Consider the following 15,146-nt stretch of genomic DNA (forward strand, 5'->3'; position numbering starts at 1 on the left):
ACGATGATGGCAAACAAATAATACGACCGTTCGTACTGTTTTTTCCACCACCAGGAGCCCACCGTGGACACCGCCCCTCTCCTCGGCGCCGCCCTCAACGCGGTCGCCCTTCCCGCTCCCCGCCTCGCCGGGGCCCTGGCCCGCAGGGCGTGGGCCCGACCGCCGCGGCCCCGTCCGGTCTCCCCGGGCGCGCTCGACCTGCACGGGAGCGCGCGCACGGCACGGCTCGCCGTGGACGGCTGGGATGTCGCCGCCTACGCCTGGGGCGACGGCGAACACCCCGTCCTGCTCGTCCACGGATGGGGTTCGCGCGCCGCCCAACTCGCCCCGATCGCGCGGCGACTCCTCGACCTCGGATACAGCCCCGTCGCCTGGGACGCCCCGGGCCACGGAGCCACGGGCGGTCCCGTGGGCACGATCCTCGACGCCCGGAGGATCATGGAGCTGCTCCAGGCGCGCCACGGTCGGTTCCGCGCGGTCGTCGCCCACTCACTGGGGGCGCCGTTCGCCGTCCACGCCCTGTGCGAGGGACTGGCGGCCGACCGTGTCGTCCTGGTCTCGGGCATGGCGGACTTCGCGTTCGTGACCGGCGGCTTCGAGGCCGCCCTCCGCCTGCGGCCGCGGACGTCACGGGCGCTGCGCGCGTCGATCGAGGGACACTACTTCGGCGGGGACACCACGGCGTGGGCGCGCTTCTCCACCATGTACGGGGCGGACGTGCTCACCCACCCGGTGCTCCTGCTGCACGACGAGGACGACCCCGTCGTCCCGGTGGAGCACTCCCGACGGGCGCACGCGGCGTTCGGCGACCGGTCGCGGTTGGTCACCACCACCGGCCTGGGCCACAACCGCATCCTGAAGGACCCCGAGCAGGTCGACCGCGTGACCGACTTCGTCCGGGGCGCGGACCTCCCCACGCGCGTCAGCGGCGACTGAACCTCCGCGCCGAGCACCCCTCAGCCCTCGGGCCCACCCGCCGCCGAGTTGTCCACGACCAGGTCCGCGTGCTCCCGGGGACGGTGCTCGGCGTGGAACTCCTCCTCCTGCCGCGCCCACAGGGCCCGGTAGGGGGCGTACAGCGCCGCGTCCCCGCGTCGGTCCAGTCGACCGGCCCGTTCGGCGTCGGTCGCGGCCACCCACACCAGGACGTCCAGGTGGGGGCGGGCCGGGGCGGCCCCGCAGCCGCACCCCTCGACGACGAGTGTGCCGACGCCGTCCGCCAGGGGAGGGGGCAGCGGCGTCCATCCCTCCCCGAAGCGGCCGAGCTCCCAGTCGTAGCGCCGCCAGGCCACGCGTCCGCCGCGCGCGATCGGCTCCAGGACCCACTCCCTCAGGAACCGGTGGGCGAGCGACAGCCCCTCCCACCCCGGGTAGAGGTCCTCCATGGTCAGCACGGCCGAGGGCTCGCCCACCCGGTCCAGGGCGGCGGCCAGCCGCGCGGCGACGGTGCTCTTGCCCGATCCCGACCGGCCCTCGACCGCGACCACGCGCGGCCGCCGCTCCGGGGCGCGGGACAGCACGGCCGAGACCAGGCGGTTCTCCCACCCGTCGTCGCTGGTTCGGACACTCTCCACTGGCACATCCAGGAGGGTAGCCGTGGGGCCGTGTTCTCGCTTGCGTTCAATCCTTGTAGCATGCCTCACAGCAGCGCACGGCGCTGTCGCATTCACCGATCACGAGGGGGAACCGGGTGACCGACGCCACCGTGACGCCCGGGTCCCAGTCCGCCCTGCGTCAGGCCAACGAGCGCCGCGTGGTGGACGTGCTGCGCCGGGACGGCACGCGCACCCAGGCCGAACTGGCCCGCGCCACCGGCCTGTCCGCCGCGAGCGTGTCCAACATCGTGCGCGGCCTGCGCGCGGCGGGCACGGTCTCGGTCCGCGACACCGCCTCCAACGGCCGCCGGGCGCGGGCGGTCACCCTCCTGCGCCCGCCGGGCACGGTCCTGGCCGTCGACTTCGGCGCGGACCACGTCGCGGTCGGCGTCGGGGACAGCGACGGCAACCTCCTGGCACGCGAGGAGATCGGTTACGACGTCGCCGCCGACCCCGCGCGGAGCGTGCGCCGGGCCGCCTGGCTGGCCGAGACCACCCTCCAGCGCGCGCGGATCGACCTGCGCACGGTGTCCTCGGCGGTCGCCTCGATCCCCGGTCCCCTCGATCCGGGCACCGGCGAGGTCGGCGCCATCTCGTGCGTGCCCCGGTGGGCGGGTTTCCGCCCCGCCGAAGCCCTGGCCGAACGGCTCGGCGTCCCCGTGGCGGCGGAGAACGACGCCAACCTCGCCGCGCTGGCCGAGGGGCGGCGCGGCGCGGGAGAGGGCGCCGAGCACCTCATCCACCTCGTGATCGGGGAGGGCGTGGGCGCCGGGATCGTCCTGTCCGGCGAGCTGTTCCGGGGCGCGGGCGGCACCGCGGGCGAGATCGGGCACATCGCGCTCGACCCGCGCGGCCAGGTGTGCCGGTGCGGCAACCGCGGCTGCCTGGAGACGTTCGTGGGCGCGCGCTACCTGCTGGCCATGCTGCCGCGGAACTCGGAGGTGGCCCGTGGTCCGGGCGGCCCCCGGGTGACCGACGTCGTCGCGGCCGCCCGCACGGGCGACCCGGGCTGCCGACGCATCATCGCCGAGGCGGGCACGGCGTTGGGGCAGGGGATGGCCATCGTCGCCAACCTGTTCAACCCGGAGCGGGTCACCCTCGGCGGCGGTCTGGCCGAGGCCGGCGACCTGCTGCTGGAGCCGATGCGGCGGGCGATGGAGCTCGGTTCCCTGAGCGGCGCCCTGCGGGATCTGACCCTCGTGTCCGGCTCGCTCGGCCGGGACGCGTCCCTGTACGGGGCGTTGTGGACGGCGTCGCGCGTCGCGCGCTGACCCCGTCGTCATCCTCCCCGCCGCCCTCCGGTTGCCTTCACGCGTACCGTGGACACTGCCGTGCCTCCCGTGTACCCCGAGGTCAGAGTGGGTGACGCGGGTTGAACGCGGGTCGGTCCGCATATCCTTCACACGATGTCACAGGTGCTGTTCGCCGCTCTGACCTGGACTTTTACTGTCTTCAACCGGTGAACACATCACTCGTAATGTTTCAGTTATGTGTTCATGAGTTGACGACAAGGCGTCGGTGGGGTTCTACTTCACACCATCACTCGCGAGTTCCCACACCGATCCCCCGTCCAGAGAGGCACCCCGCGTTGAGCACACGACGCACCTTCACCCGACGAGCGGCCACCCTGGCCCTCCCCGCCGCCACCGCGGCCTTCGCCCTCCTCGTCTCCGGCTGCGGCTCCCTCACCACCACCGGTGGCGAGGCCGAGCGGGAGACGCACAGCCTGGAGGAGGGCTTCCACGTCGGCCTCCTCCTGCCCGAACTCCAGACCGCCCGCTACGAGGCCTTCGACCGGCCCTACTTCGAGGAGGCCCTCGCGGAGCTGTGCCCCAACTGCGAGCTCTCCTACGCCAACGCCGACCAGGACGTGGACGAGCAGCAGACGCAGGCCCAGGCCATGCTGACCGACGGGGTCGACGTGCTCGTGCTCGGCGCGGTCGACTCCCAGGCGGCCGCCGGAACCGTGAACGAGGCCCAGTCCCAGGGTGTGCCCGTCGTCGCCTACGACCGCCTCGCCCAGGGCGGCGTGGACATGTACGTGTCCTTCGACAACGTCCGCGTCGGCCAGGTCCAGGGGCAGGCGCTCCTGGAGGCGATCGAGCAGGAGGGCACCGCGGGCGACGGCCAGATCGTCATGATCAACGGCTCGCCCACCGACCCGAACGCCGCCGACTTCAAGGCGGGCGCCCACGAGATCCTCGACGACCAGATCGAGATCGGCCAGGAGTTCGACACCCCGGACTGGTCGCCCGACCAGGCCAACAGCCAGATGGAGGGCGCCATCACCTCCCTGGGCGTGGACGAGATCATCGGCGTCTACTCCGCCAACGACGGCATGGCCTCGGGCATCATCTCCGCCCTGCGCAGCGCGGGCGTCGACACCGAGGACCTGCCCCCCGTCACCGGCCAGGACGCCGAGCTGCACGGCATCCAGCGGATCATCGCCGGTGAGCAGTACATGACCGTCTACAAGGCGATCCGCCCCGAGGCCGAGATCGCCGCCGCCATGGCGGTCGCCCTGGCCACCGGCCAGGACCTCGACGCGGGCGAGTACACCCTCACCGACGTCGAGGACGCCGACGGCGAGCCCGTCCCGTCCGTCCTGCTCGACCCGATCGCGGTGACCGAGGAGAACATCGGCGACACGGTCGTCTCCGACGGTTTCTACTCGATCGAGGAGATCTGCACCGACGACTACGCCGACACCGAGTTCTGCCAGGAAGCCCTGTAGGTCCACGGCGCGACGTCCCGACGGCGGGCGGGCCGGGGCCGACCGGCCCGCCCCGCCACCGGGACGAGGAAAGAGACACCAGCACCATGAGCAACCCCGTCCTGGAACTGTCCGGGATCTCCAAGACCTTCGGGGCCGTCCGGGCCCTCAGCGAGGTCGACTTCCACGTCGCGGCCGGAGAGGTCGTCGCCCTGCTCGGTGACAACGGAGCGGGCAAGTCCACCCTGGTCAAGGTGATCGCCGGGGCCCACCCCGCCGACAACGGCGGGACCATCGCGTGGGACGGGCAGCCGGTCAGCATCGGTTCGCCCTCCGACGCCCAGCGGCTCGGCATCGCGACCATCTACCAGGACCTCGCCCTGTGCGACAACCTGGACATCGTCGCCAACCTGTTCCTCGGCAACGAACAGCTGCACTTCCCGGGCACCCTCGACGAGGTGGCCATGGAGAGCCGGGCCCGGGAGCTCCTGGACTCCCTCTCGGTGAGCATCCCCGACCTGCGCATCCCCGTCTCCGCCCTGTCCGGAGGCCAGCGGCAGATCATCGCCATCGCCCGCTCCCTGCTGGGCCAGCCCCGCGTCGTCATGCTGGACGAGCCGACCGCCGCGCTGGGCGTCGCCCAGACCGCGCAGGTGCTCGACCTCATCGAGCGGCTGCGCGACCAGGGCCTGGGCGTGGTGCTGATCAGCCACAACATGGCCGACGTCCGCGCGGTCGCCGACCGCGCCGTCGTGCTGCGACTGGGCCGCAACGCCGGGGACTTCCCCATCGCGGAGACCAGCTACGAGGAGATCGTGGCCGCCATCACCGGCGCCACCGACAACCCGGTCACCCGCCGCTCCGAACGCACTGGCGCCTCCGCCGTGGCCACGAAGGACCACCGATGACCCAGCAGACACACCTCACCCACGAGGACACCGCCACGGAAGCGGCGCCCACCGAGGCCGCGCGCGACCCCCGACTGCTCGTCACCGCGGCCTCCCCGCGCGGCTGGCTCCAGGCCCTCCGACGCAACATGCGCGGCGGCGAGCTCGGGCCGGTCCCGGTCATCGTCGGGCTCATCCTCATCGCCGTCGTCTTCCAGTCGCTCAACGACCGGTTCCTCTCGCCGCAGAACCTGTCCAACCTGACCGTGCAGATCGCCGCGATCGGCCTCATGACCACCGGCGTGATCATGGTGCTGCTGCTCGGCGAGATCGACCTGTCCATCGGCTCGGTCGCCGGTCTGTCCGCCGCCGTGCTCGCGGTGCTCGCCGTACGGCACGGGGTCAACGAGTGGCTGGCGATCCTGGCCGCCCTCGGCGTCGGGCTCCTCATCGGGCTCCTGCACGGAGTGATCTTCGCCAAGGTGGGCGTACCCGCCTTCGTCGTCACCCTGGCGGGTCTTCTGGGCTGGCAGGGCACGCACCTGTACCTCATGGGCAGCGACGGCACCATCAACACCAGCTCCAGCGGTCCCATCGCCCTCCTGACCCAGACCTACTTCGTCCCGGTCCTGGGCTGGGCCCTCGTGGCCGCGACCCTGGCCCTGTACCTGGTGTCCGTCCTGACCGCCGAGCACCGCAGGCGCCTGTCCGGCCTGCCGCACCGCGCGCCGGTCGAGGTCCTGGCGCGGACCGCGCTGCTGGCGGTCCCGCTGGTCGGCGGCGTGTGGATGCTCAACCAGTACAACGGGGTCCCGCTGGCCTTCCTCATCTTCGTCGGGTTCGTCGTCCTGCTGGACCTGGTCCTGCGCAAGACCCGCTACGGGCGCATGGTCTACGCGGTGGGCGGCAACGCCGAGGCGGCCCGGCGCGCGGGCATCAACGTGGACCTCATCCGCGTGTCGGTGTTCGGCATCGCGTCCACGCTGGCCGCGCTCGGCGGGATCATGCTGGTCTCGCGCAACTTCGCGGCGAGCGTGTCCACCGGCGGCGGGGCCGAGCTGATGATGGCCATCGCCGCGGCGGTCATCGGCGGGACCAGCCTCTTCGGCGGTCGCGGCAACGCCTACTCCGCCCTCCTGGGCGGCCTGGTCCTGGGCGCGATCACCTCCGGTCTGCTCCTGCTCCAGATGGACACCTCGGTCCGGTTCATGATCACCGCGGCGGTCCTGCTGATCGCGGTCATCCTGGACGCGGTCTCCCGGCGCGGTCGCAAGACCCACGCCCGGGGCGGCGCCTAGGAGGCGGGTCGGGCGCGCCGGCGCCGTCGAGCGCCCGACCCGTTCTCCCTCCGCAGGGCGGCTCCTCCACTCCCGGCCGCCCCGACCCCGGTCCGGACCTCCCGCCGGACCGGGGTCCTCGCGTGCGCGCACGCGAGGACCGGCGCGGTGGACGGAACCCGGACCCGGAGGGGGCTCGCGCGGAGCCGCTGTTACGTTCGTCGCGACCGACCGCCTCGGCGCCGGGCGGGCCGCCCGCACGTCGGCCCCTCAGTCGTGCCCGGACCACGTCGGCCCCGGCACGCGGGCCGGGTTCCGGGGCGCACCCCAGGAGGGAAGAGCATGCGAAGGATCCTCGTCATCGGCGCGGGCCCGTCGGGCCTCCAGCTCGGCATCGGCCTACGCGCCGAGGGCTACGACGTCACGCTGGTCAGCCCGCGCGGCCCGGAGGAACTGCGCGGGGGACCGGTGCTGTCCACCCAGTGCCTCTTCGGGCCCGCCCTGCGCCGCGAGCGGCGCCACGGGCTGTCCCTCTGGCACGACCGCGCGCCGCTCATCGAGGGGGTCGGGGTCAGGGTCGCGGGAACGGCGGACCCCGACGTGTCCTGGGTCGGCCGGTTGGACGAGCCCGCGCAGTCCGTCGACCAGCGGCTCACCCTCTCCGCGTGGCTGGAGCGGTTCGTGCGCGACGGCGGCCGGTTCCTCCGCCGCCGCGTCACGGTCGCGGAACTGGAGGACCTCGCCCGCGACCACGACCTGACCGTCGTCGCCGCGGGACGGGGCGAGACGGCCCGGATCTTCCCCAGGGACACCGCACGGGTGTCCTCCGACGTTCCCCAGCGCACCCTGACGGTCGCCTACGTCACCGGTGCGGAGCCCCACCCCGAGGGCGCGATCCTCAGCCGCACCGCCCTGCCCGGGGTCGGGGAGGTGATCAGCCTGCCCACCTACTCCCTGGCCGGGTCCTGCCACGCGGTGATGGTCGAGGCCGTGCCGGGAGGTCCGATGGACCGCCCCGCGGCCCCCGACGCCTCGGCCGAGGAGGTGTTCGACGGGCTGTCGGACCTCCTGCGCGAGCACGCGCCCTGGGAGCACGAGCGCTTCGCCCGGGCCAGGCCCGCCGACCCCGGGGCCGCGCTGCGCGGCGCCTACGCCCCGGTCGTCCGTGAGCCCGTCGCCCGCCTGCCGCACGGCACCGCGGTGCTGGGCATGGCCGACACCGTGGTCACCAACGACCCCGTCACCGCGCAGGGGGCGAACATGGCCTCCCTGTGCGCCGACGTCTACCGCCGCGCGATCGTCGACCACGGAACGCGGCCGTTCGACGAGGCGTTCATGCGCGGGGCCTTCGCCTCGTACTGGCGCCAGGCCCGCCACGTGACCGCGTGGAGCGGCGTCATGCTCTCCGGCCCCCGGCACGTGTGGGAGCTGTTCCGGCTGGCCGCCGAGCACCAGCCGACCGCCGACCGGTTCGCCGACTCCTTCAGCGACCCGAGCGGCCTCATCGACTGGTTCCTGCACCCCGAGAGGGCCATGGAATACACCGACGAGGTGCGGAGGCACGTCCACGCCTGGTGATCCCATGAACCCACCTCCCAATCCCGACCGGGTGGGTCGACATGTAGCGTCGGCTCCCTGATGAACACAGCACTCCTGGATCCCGTCTCCCTCGGGCCGCTCGGCACCGCGGACCCCTGGGTCTTCGTCCTTCTCGCCGGAACGGCCGTCCTCGCGGGGGCGGCCGTGCAGAGCACGGTCGGACTCGGCCTCGGGCTGGTGGCGGCGCCGGTCATCTCCCTCCTGGACCCGACGCTCATGCCGGGGGCGATGCTCATCGCCGCGGTCCTGCTCCCCCTGTTCACGCTGGTCCAGGAGTGGCGGCACGTGGACTGGAAGGGGGTGGCCTGGGGGTTGCCCGCCCGGATCCCGGGGACGGTGGCGGGCGTGTGGGTGGTCGCCACCCTCCCGCCCCGGGCGCTGGCCGGGCTGGTCGGCGCCATGGTGCTCACCGCCGTGGTGCTGTCCGTGTGGTCCTTCCGCGTGCGGATCAGTCCGGGCTCCCTCGCCGTCGCGGGCTGCCTGTCCGGGTTCGCGGGCACCGCGACGTCGGTGGGCGGTCCCCCGATGGCGCTGCTCTACCAGCACGAGCCGCCCTCGCGGGTGCGGGCCACGCTGGCGGCCTTCTTCCTGCTCGGCGCGACCGTCTCCCTCGTCGCGCTCGGGGCGGGCGGGCAGCTGGACACCCGGACGGCCGTCGTGGGGGTCGCCGCGATCCCGTTCGTCGGCGCCGGTTTCGCGTTGGGCAACGTCGTGCGCCGCCGGATCGACGCCGCCCGGCTGCGCGCGGCGATGCTGTGTGTGGTCACGGTCTCGGCGATGGGCCTGCTCACGAGGGCCGCCCTCGGTTAGCGTCGGTGGGTGAGGGGCAATGACATGCTCGGGAGCGAGTAATGTACGCGGAAAACCGTGTGGGACCGATGTCCGCGCACGCGCCGTCGGCCCGGAGCGTTCCGGGGGCGAAGGCGGCTCCGACCGGGGACGCCGACCCGTTCCCGTCCCGGGTGCGACCCGTGGACACGGGCTCATAGACTCGGGTGTGTATACCTGCCGGTAGCCAATTCCGGGCCAGGTCGGCGGCCGGAGACGGCAAACTCACGCGGACACGTTGGACGAGGGGACTGACGAGACAGTGGCACTGTTCGAGTCGATACACAATCCGGAAGCTCTCAAGAAGCTCCCGGCCGACCAGCTTCCAACGCTGGCGCGGGAGATCAGGGACTTCCTGGTCGACTCCTGTGCGCAGACCGGCGGCCACCTCGGCCCCAGCCTCGGCGTCGTCGAACTGACCATCGCCCTGCACCGGGTCTTCGACTCGCCCAAGGACCCCATCCTCTTCGACACCGGTCACCAGGCCTACGCGCACAAGGTGCTCACCGGCCGCCACGACTTCACCAACCTCAAGTCCGAGGGCGGCCTGTCCGGGTACCCGTCCCGCGCCGAGTCCGAGCACGACTTCATCGAGAACTCGCACGCCTCCACCGCCCTGTCCTACGCCGACGGCATGGCCCGGGCCAACGAGGTCCGGGGCCGCGACGACCGCACCGTGGTCGCGGTGATCGGCGACGGCGCCCTCACCGGCGGCATGGCCTGGGAGGCGCTCAACAACATCGCCGAGCGGAAGAACCGGCGCCTGGTCATCGTGGTCAACGACAACGGCCGCTCCTACTCGCCCACCCGGGGCGGGATCGCCGACCACCTGGCCTCCCTGCGCCTGACCCCCGGCTACGAGCAGGCGCTCGACCTGGCCAAGACCACGCTCAACCGGACGCCCGTCGTCGGCCAGCCCCTGTACGAGGCCCTGCACGGCCTGAAGAAGGGCGTCAAGGACGCCATCCAGCCGCAGGTGATGTTCGAGGACCTGGGGCTGAAGTACCTCGGTCCCATCGACGGCCACGACGAGCCCGCCCTGGAGAAGGCGCTGCGCCGCGCCCGCGACTTCGGCGGACCCGTGATCGTCCACTGCATCACGCAGAAGGGCAAGGGCTACGCCCCCGCCGAGAACCACGACGAGGACCAGTTCCACGCCCCCGGTCCCTTCGACGTCGACACCGGACGGGCCAAGCCCGGACCCAAGGCCGAGAAGTGGACCTCGGTCTTCGGTGAGACCATGGTGGAGATCGGCGCCGAGCGCGAGGACGTCGTCGCCATCACCGCGGCCATGCTCTACCCCACGGGGCTCGACAAGTTCGCCGCCGCCTACCCCGACCGCTGCTTCGACGTCGGCATCGCCGAGCAGCACGCCGCCACCGCCGCCACCGGCATGGCCATGAACGGCCTCCACCCCGTGGTCGCCGTCTACGCCACCTTCCTCAACCGGTGTTTCGACCAGGTCCTCATGGACGCCGCCCTGCACCGGCAGGGCGTCACCTTCTGCCTGGACCGCGCCGGGGTGACCGGCAACGACGGCGCCAGCCACAACGGCATGTGGGACATGTCGATCCTCCAGGTCGTGCCGGGTCTGCGCCTGGCCGCCCCGCGCGACGCCGAACGTCTGCGCCGCCTCCTGCGCGAGGCCGTCGCGGTCGAGGACGCCCCCACGGTCGTGCGCTACCCCAAGGGCGCGGTCGCCGAGCACCTCGACGCGATCGGCCGGGTCGGCTCCATGGACCTGCTGCGCCGGGCCACCGAGGGCGGCCGCTCCAAGGACCTGCTCATCGTGGGCGTCGGCAGTATGGCCCAGGTCGCCTGCGAGGTCGCCGACCGGATGGCCGACCAGGGCATCGGCGTCACCGTCGTCGACCCGATGTGGGTCAAGCCCCTGGACGAGGCCCTGGTCGCCGAGGCCGCCGAGCACCGCGTCGTGGCGGTCATCGAGGACAACGGCCGCACCGGCGCCGTCGGTGACGCCGTCGCCCGCCTCCTGCGCGACAACGACGTCGACGTGCCCGTGCGCACCTTCGGCATCGAGCAGGAGTTCCTCGACCACGCCAAGCGCGACCGCATCCTCGAACAGCAGGGCCTGACCCCCCAGGAGCTCTCCCGCAAGCTCACCGAGACCGTCTCCCGTCACACCGAGTCCGCCTCGACCCCGGTGGCCGCTCCCTGACCGGAGACGGGGCCTGAGACACGGCGGGGCCCGGCCCCCGGCCTCCACCGGATCCGCACGAATGAGGGTGTCCCCGACGCGGGGACACCCTCGACGTGCACCCGGCACCGGCCCCGGAACTGTCAGAATGGACCCATGACCGTTCCCGACCCCGACCAGCAGCGCACCGCCGAGCCGCTCCGGGTGGCGGTGATCGGATCCGGGCCGGCGGGCATCTACGCGGCCGACGCGCTCACCCGCCAGAGCCGCGTCCCCGTCCGGGTGGACGTCATGGACCGGCTGCCCACCCCCTACGGTCTGGTCCGCTACGGCGTGGCCCCCGACCACACCAAGATCAAGGGCGTGGCCCGCGCGCTGCGCAAGGTCCTGGAGCACCCGCACGTGCGCTTCGTCGGCGGGGTCGAGTTCGGGGCCACCCTCACCCGCGCCCACCTGACCCGCACGCACCACGCCGTGGTCTACGCGACCGGCGCCAGCGTCGACCGCCGACTGGGCGTTCCCGGCGAGGACCTGCCCGGAAGCGTCGCCGCCACCGACTTCGTCAACTGGTACTGCGGCCACCCCGACAGCGAGCTGGAGCGGTTCGTCCTGGGCGCGGAGGAGGTCGCCGTGGTCGGGGCGGGCAACGTGGCCCTGGACGTGGCGCGCATCCTCGCCAAGACCGCCGACGAGCTCCGGCACACCGACATCCCCCAGCCCGTCCTGGAGGCCCTGGCCGCCAGCCGCGTGCGCGTCGTCCACCTGCTGGCCCGGCGCGGCCCGCTCCAGGCGAAGTTCACCGCGCCCGAACTGCGCGACCTGCTCGCCCTGCCGGACGTGGACGTGGTCGTGCCCGCTGACCAGGTCGACATCGACCCCGCCGACGTGGGCGGACCCGCCCCCGAGATGCACCAGGTGGCCCGGGCGGCGCGCACCAACCTGCGGCTGCTGTCCGACCAGGCGCGACGCGCCCCGCGCGGCTGCCCGCGCCGTGTCCTGCTGCACTTCTGGGTGCGCCCGGAGGAGATCCTGGGGACCGACCGGGTGACCGGAGTCCGGTTGGAACACACCCGCCTGGACCCCGACGGACACCTGGCGGGAACCGGGGAGACCACCGAACTCGACGTCGGGATGGTGCTCCGGTCGGTGGGGTACGCGGGGGTCCCGTTGCCCGGCGTCCCCTTCGACCCGGTCGAGCGGACCGTCCCGCAGGAGGCCGGCCGGGTGCTGGACACCGGCGGGCTGCCCGTCCCCGGCGACTACGTGGCCGGATGGATCAAGCGCGGCGCCACCGGGGTGATCGGCACGAACAAGTCCGACGCCGCCGGGACCGTCCGCTCCCTCCTCGACGACGCGCCGACGCTGCGCTCGGCCGCGCCGGACCTGGTCCCGTTGGAGACGCTCCTGGACGAGCTGGGGATCGAGCACAGCGGGTACGGCGACTGGCTGCGCATCGACAGCGCCGAGGCCGAGCAGGCCGAGCGGCTCGACCGCGGGGAGCGGGTGAAGCTGCACGGCTGGGGGGCCTACCGCGAGGTCATCGAGGGCGACTGAGCCCCGGCCGGGCCCCGCGCCCGCCACGGGTCGGGCGGGGGCTCGGGCACGGTGCTCAGGAGACCCGGCGCGCCTCGGCGCCGTAGGTGTCGCATCCCTCCACGGTCTCGCGTGACCAGCCCTCCCTCAGCCAGAACGACCGGTTGACCGCGCTGCCGTGGGTGTCCAGGTCGCCGCCGGCGTTGAAGTGCTCGTCCACGACGTCCAGGGCCTCGGCGTCGCCGTCCATGATCGCCCGCAGGCCGACCCCGGCCATGCACTCGGCCTGGAGTTCGGTCCGGCGCAGTGCCTCCAGCTGCTCCTCCTCGTCCTTGGACCCGAACTGCCGCTCGTGGGAGAGGTCGAGGATGCCGGTCGCGAACTGGACGTGGTGGCCGTACTCGTGCCCCATGAGGGCCACCCAGACCTCCTCCTGGTCCTCGTCGGGGACGAACGCGCCGAGTTCGCGGACGTTGGGCAGGACGACGGTGATGCGGGTGTAGTCGCTCTCGTAGTAGGCGAGCGTGTAGCCCTCCTCGTCGCCGGAGTCGGGGGACTCGCGGGTGACCGTGATGTCCGGTGTCTCGGCGTGGAGCCCGAGTTCGGCCAGCACCGGTTCCCACAGCGTGTCCAGGCACTCCCCGGTCGCGTCGGCGAACGCCTCCCAGGACTCGTCGGAGTCCGTGTCCAGTTCGGGCGGGTCGCACTCGACCGCCGTGGGCATGGCGACGGAGTACAGGGGGTGGTCGACGAGGTCGACCTCCACCGGGTTCGGGGCCGCGGTCAGGGCGGCCTCGTAGTACAGGGAGACGTTCGCTCCCCCCGCCGAGGGCTCCTCGCGCGGGGTGCTGACCACGGTCACGACGCTCGCGGCCAGCGCCGAGAGCGCGACCGCCGCCGCGGCCGCCGTGCCGATCAGCACCTTCCCGCCGCTCCGGCGGCGCGGCGGTTGCGGGGGGTACCACGTGTGCGGGGGAGCCCAGCCCGCCTGCGGGGACCCGGCCCAGCCGGGGTGGCCGCCCGGAGGGACCGGAGGGGTGCCCGGGCGGTGGTTCCACGCGTCCCCGAACCCCTGGTGCGGGGCGGTGTGCGGGACCGGCGGCGGGCCCTGGAGACGCTGGGTGTCCCGCGGCCCCTGGGGGGCCTGGGTTCCTTGAGGCCCCTGGAACGCCTGGGTTCCCTGGACCGCTTCGGGCACCCGGGGGCCCTGGGACTGGTGGAATCCCTGGGTCACCTGAGGGTTGTGGGGCGTCTGGCCTCCCGGGAACCCCTGGGACACCTGAGGAGCCGTTCGCGGGTGATCGCCCGGGTACTGGGGAAGGGGCGTCGTCACGTTGGGCGGGGCGGCGGGGGGAGCGGGGTTGGTCTGGGCGGGGTCCGTGGGGACGGGGGTCGAGGTGGGGCTGATGGGGTTCGGGGTGGGCGCCGGGGCGGCGGCCGGTGGGGTGGGGGCGGTGTCGTCCGGTCCGGGTGGTCGCGTCAGGGGTTCCTCGCTCCCGGGCCGGTCACCGCCGGGTGGGTTCTCCACGGGGTCCGTCCTCGCTCTCGTGCCGACACACGCTGGAGATAGCCGGACCCGCGGGTGCGAATCCGGCATGTAAGGCGAACCTCCAGTATGGGGCCTAATCGGATGAACCGATGGTGGTGGGTGCGGTACTCCCCGGCGGCTCGTACCTCACCCCCAGGCCCGTCAGCACGGTGTGAAGTTCGGACTCGAAGAGTGGTTCCATGTCGCGCATCACGACGCTCATCTGGTCGAAGACCTCCATGCACACCACCCCGTAGAGCCGCACCCAGCACGAACTGAGCACCATGACCGCCTCCACCGGGATGTGCGGGGCGGAGAAGCCGCAGGTCTCGGCGAAGGAGCGCAGTTCGCGCGCGAGCTCGGGGGTGACGTGTGCGCTGTCCGGCAGGACGAAGCGGCGTTCGGCCAGCAGCCGGTCGAAGAGCGTGTAGAAGGTGGCGGCGAAGCGCCGGGCGGCCTCGATCGCCGGAGCGGTGTCCGCGTTCGGATCCACGTGGGGGCGGGGCCCGAACATGATCGCGAACTCGCTCCGGTGGCTGACCGCCCAGGCCCGGAAGGCGCGCAGTGACGTGCGGATGCGCCGGTCGGTGTCCTCGTCGGGAACGCTGGCGTCGGCCGCGGCCACGGCGGCGCCGAGTTCGTCGAACATGTCGGCCGTGATCGCGACGAGCAGGGCGTCGATCCCCGACACGTAGCGGTACAGGCCGGGCGCGGTCATCCCCATCTCGCGGGCGATGGCGCGCAGGGAGACCCCCGCGGGACCGTGTTCGACGAGGTGCCGTCTGGCGATCGCCTTGATCTCGGTGAGTGTGGCCTCGCGCACACGCTCCCGGCGGCTCAGTCCTGCCTGTTCCGCCTGCCCTCGGGCGACCTGCGGTTTCGTCATGTGCTGCACTACACCCCGTCTCAGGGCGCCAGTTCGGTGGCGCTGTGGTTCTCGTCGGCGATATTGACATCGTAACGGGTGCACGCTTTAGTGAACACCGTTAGCAAACGCCGTTCACCGCCATGAAGAGCGTTCACTGAGA

General features: G+C 72.8%; 12 protein-coding genes. 9 read left to right on the forward strand and 3 right to left on the reverse strand.

What is annotated here, in order from left to right; translation table 11 throughout:
- The first annotated feature begins 63 nt into the window (after window positions 1-63).
- The gene (locus AB0I72_RS17035) at window positions 64-936 is read left to right on the forward strand and encodes an alpha/beta fold hydrolase (RefSeq protein ID WP_358568985.1); all 873 of its coding nucleotides are present in this window, start codon (window positions 64-66) and stop codon (window positions 934-936) included.
- Between the two features lie 20 nt (window positions 937-956).
- Here AB0I72_RS17035 and AB0I72_RS17040 read toward each other — a convergent pair whose 3' ends face one another.
- Window positions 957-1,532 (reverse strand): phosphoribulokinase, encoded by a 576-nt coding sequence (locus AB0I72_RS17040; RefSeq protein ID WP_358569250.1) that lies wholly within the window; start codon window positions 1,530-1,532, stop codon window positions 957-959.
- Window positions 1,533-1,690: 158 nt separating this feature from the next.
- On the opposite strand from AB0I72_RS17040, the gene AB0I72_RS17045 reads away from it, so the two are divergent.
- The 8 genes from AB0I72_RS17045 (at window position 1,691) to AB0I72_RS17080 (ending at window position 12,611) form a co-directional block, all read left to right on the forward strand.
- A complete protein-coding gene (locus AB0I72_RS17045) occupies window positions 1,691-2,866 on the forward strand; it encodes an ROK family transcriptional regulator (RefSeq protein ID WP_358568988.1) in 1,176 nt (391 codons plus the stop codon).
- Window positions 2,867-3,183: 317 nt separating this feature from the next.
- Window positions 3,184-4,329: a sugar ABC transporter substrate-binding protein gene (locus AB0I72_RS17050; RefSeq protein ID WP_358568991.1), complete on the forward strand. Its 1,146-nt coding sequence runs from the start codon at window positions 3,184-3,186 to the stop codon at window positions 4,327-4,329.
- Between the two features lie 86 nt (window positions 4,330-4,415).
- Window positions 4,416-5,216: an ATP-binding cassette domain-containing protein gene (locus AB0I72_RS17055; RefSeq protein ID WP_358568994.1), complete on the forward strand. Its 801-nt coding sequence runs from the start codon at window positions 4,416-4,418 to the stop codon at window positions 5,214-5,216.
- On the forward strand, window positions 5,213-6,493 hold the full coding sequence (locus AB0I72_RS17060) for a sugar ABC transporter permease (RefSeq protein WP_358568997.1): 1,281 nt from the start codon (window positions 5,213-5,215) through the stop codon (window positions 6,491-6,493). Before AB0I72_RS17055 ends, AB0I72_RS17060 begins: the two co-directional genes overlap by 4 nt.
- Window positions 6,494-6,814: 321 nt before the next feature.
- The gene (locus AB0I72_RS17065; protein ID WP_358569000.1) at window positions 6,815-8,050 is read left to right on the forward strand and encodes a styrene monooxygenase/indole monooxygenase family protein; all 1,236 of its coding nucleotides are present in this window, start codon (window positions 6,815-6,817) and stop codon (window positions 8,048-8,050) included.
- Window positions 8,051-8,110: 60 nt separating this feature from the next.
- Window positions 8,111-8,881, forward strand: coding sequence for a sulfite exporter TauE/SafE family protein (locus AB0I72_RS17070; RefSeq protein ID WP_358569002.1), 771 nt, complete (start codon window positions 8,111-8,113; stop codon window positions 8,879-8,881).
- Between the two features lie 280 nt (window positions 8,882-9,161).
- Complete coding sequence (dxs, locus tag AB0I72_RS17075; RefSeq protein ID WP_358569005.1) at window positions 9,162-11,078, forward strand: 1-deoxy-D-xylulose-5-phosphate synthase; 1,917 nt, start codon at window positions 9,162-9,164, stop codon at window positions 11,076-11,078.
- Window positions 11,079-11,213: 135 nt separating this feature from the next.
- Window positions 11,214-12,611: an FAD-dependent oxidoreductase gene (locus tag AB0I72_RS17080; RefSeq protein WP_358569007.1), complete on the forward strand. Its 1,398-nt coding sequence runs from the start codon at window positions 11,214-11,216 to the stop codon at window positions 12,609-12,611.
- A gap of 55 nt (window positions 12,612-12,666) precedes the next feature.
- On the opposite strand, the gene AB0I72_RS17085 is transcribed toward AB0I72_RS17080, so the two are convergent.
- Both AB0I72_RS17085 and AB0I72_RS17090 read right to left on the reverse strand, forming a co-directional pair.
- Window positions 12,667-13,824 (reverse strand): neutral zinc metallopeptidase, encoded by a 1,158-nt coding sequence (locus AB0I72_RS17085; protein ID WP_358569010.1) that lies wholly within the window; start codon window positions 13,822-13,824, stop codon window positions 12,667-12,669.
- 388 nt (window positions 13,825-14,212) lie between these two features.
- A complete protein-coding gene (locus AB0I72_RS17090) occupies window positions 14,213-15,004 on the reverse strand; it encodes a TetR/AcrR family transcriptional regulator (RefSeq protein WP_358569013.1) in 792 nt (263 codons plus the stop codon).
- Between the last annotated feature and the right edge of the window lie 142 nt (window positions 15,005-15,146).

The organism is Nocardiopsis sp. NPDC049922, assembly GCF_040660275.1.
Taxonomy (GTDB): Bacteria; Actinomycetota; Actinomycetes; order Streptosporangiales; family Streptosporangiaceae; genus Nocardiopsis.

What these genes read in the sequence shown, in the direction of transcription:
- AB0I72_RS17055 (WP_358568994.1), top strand. Translation starts at nt 4,416, where the DNA reads ATGAGCAACCCCGTCCTGGAACTGTCCGGGATCTCCAAGACCTTCGGG.
- AB0I72_RS17060 (WP_358568997.1), top strand. Translation starts at nt 5,213, where the DNA reads ATGACCCAGCAGACACACCTCACCCACGAGGACACCGCCACGGAAGCG.
- AB0I72_RS17065 (WP_358569000.1), top strand. Translation starts at nt 6,815, where the DNA reads ATGCGAAGGATCCTCGTCATCGGCGCGGGCCCGTCGGGCCTCCAGCTC.
- AB0I72_RS17070 (WP_358569002.1), top strand. Translation starts at nt 8,111, where the DNA reads ATGAACACAGCACTCCTGGATCCCGTCTCCCTCGGGCCGCTCGGCACC.
- AB0I72_RS17080 (WP_358569007.1), top strand. Translation starts at nt 11,214, where the DNA reads ATGACCGTTCCCGACCCCGACCAGCAGCGCACCGCCGAGCCGCTCCGG.
- AB0I72_RS17090 (WP_358569013.1), bottom strand. Translation starts at nt 15,004, where the DNA reads ATGACGAAACCGCAGGTCGCCCGAGGGCAGGCGGAACAGGCAGGACTG.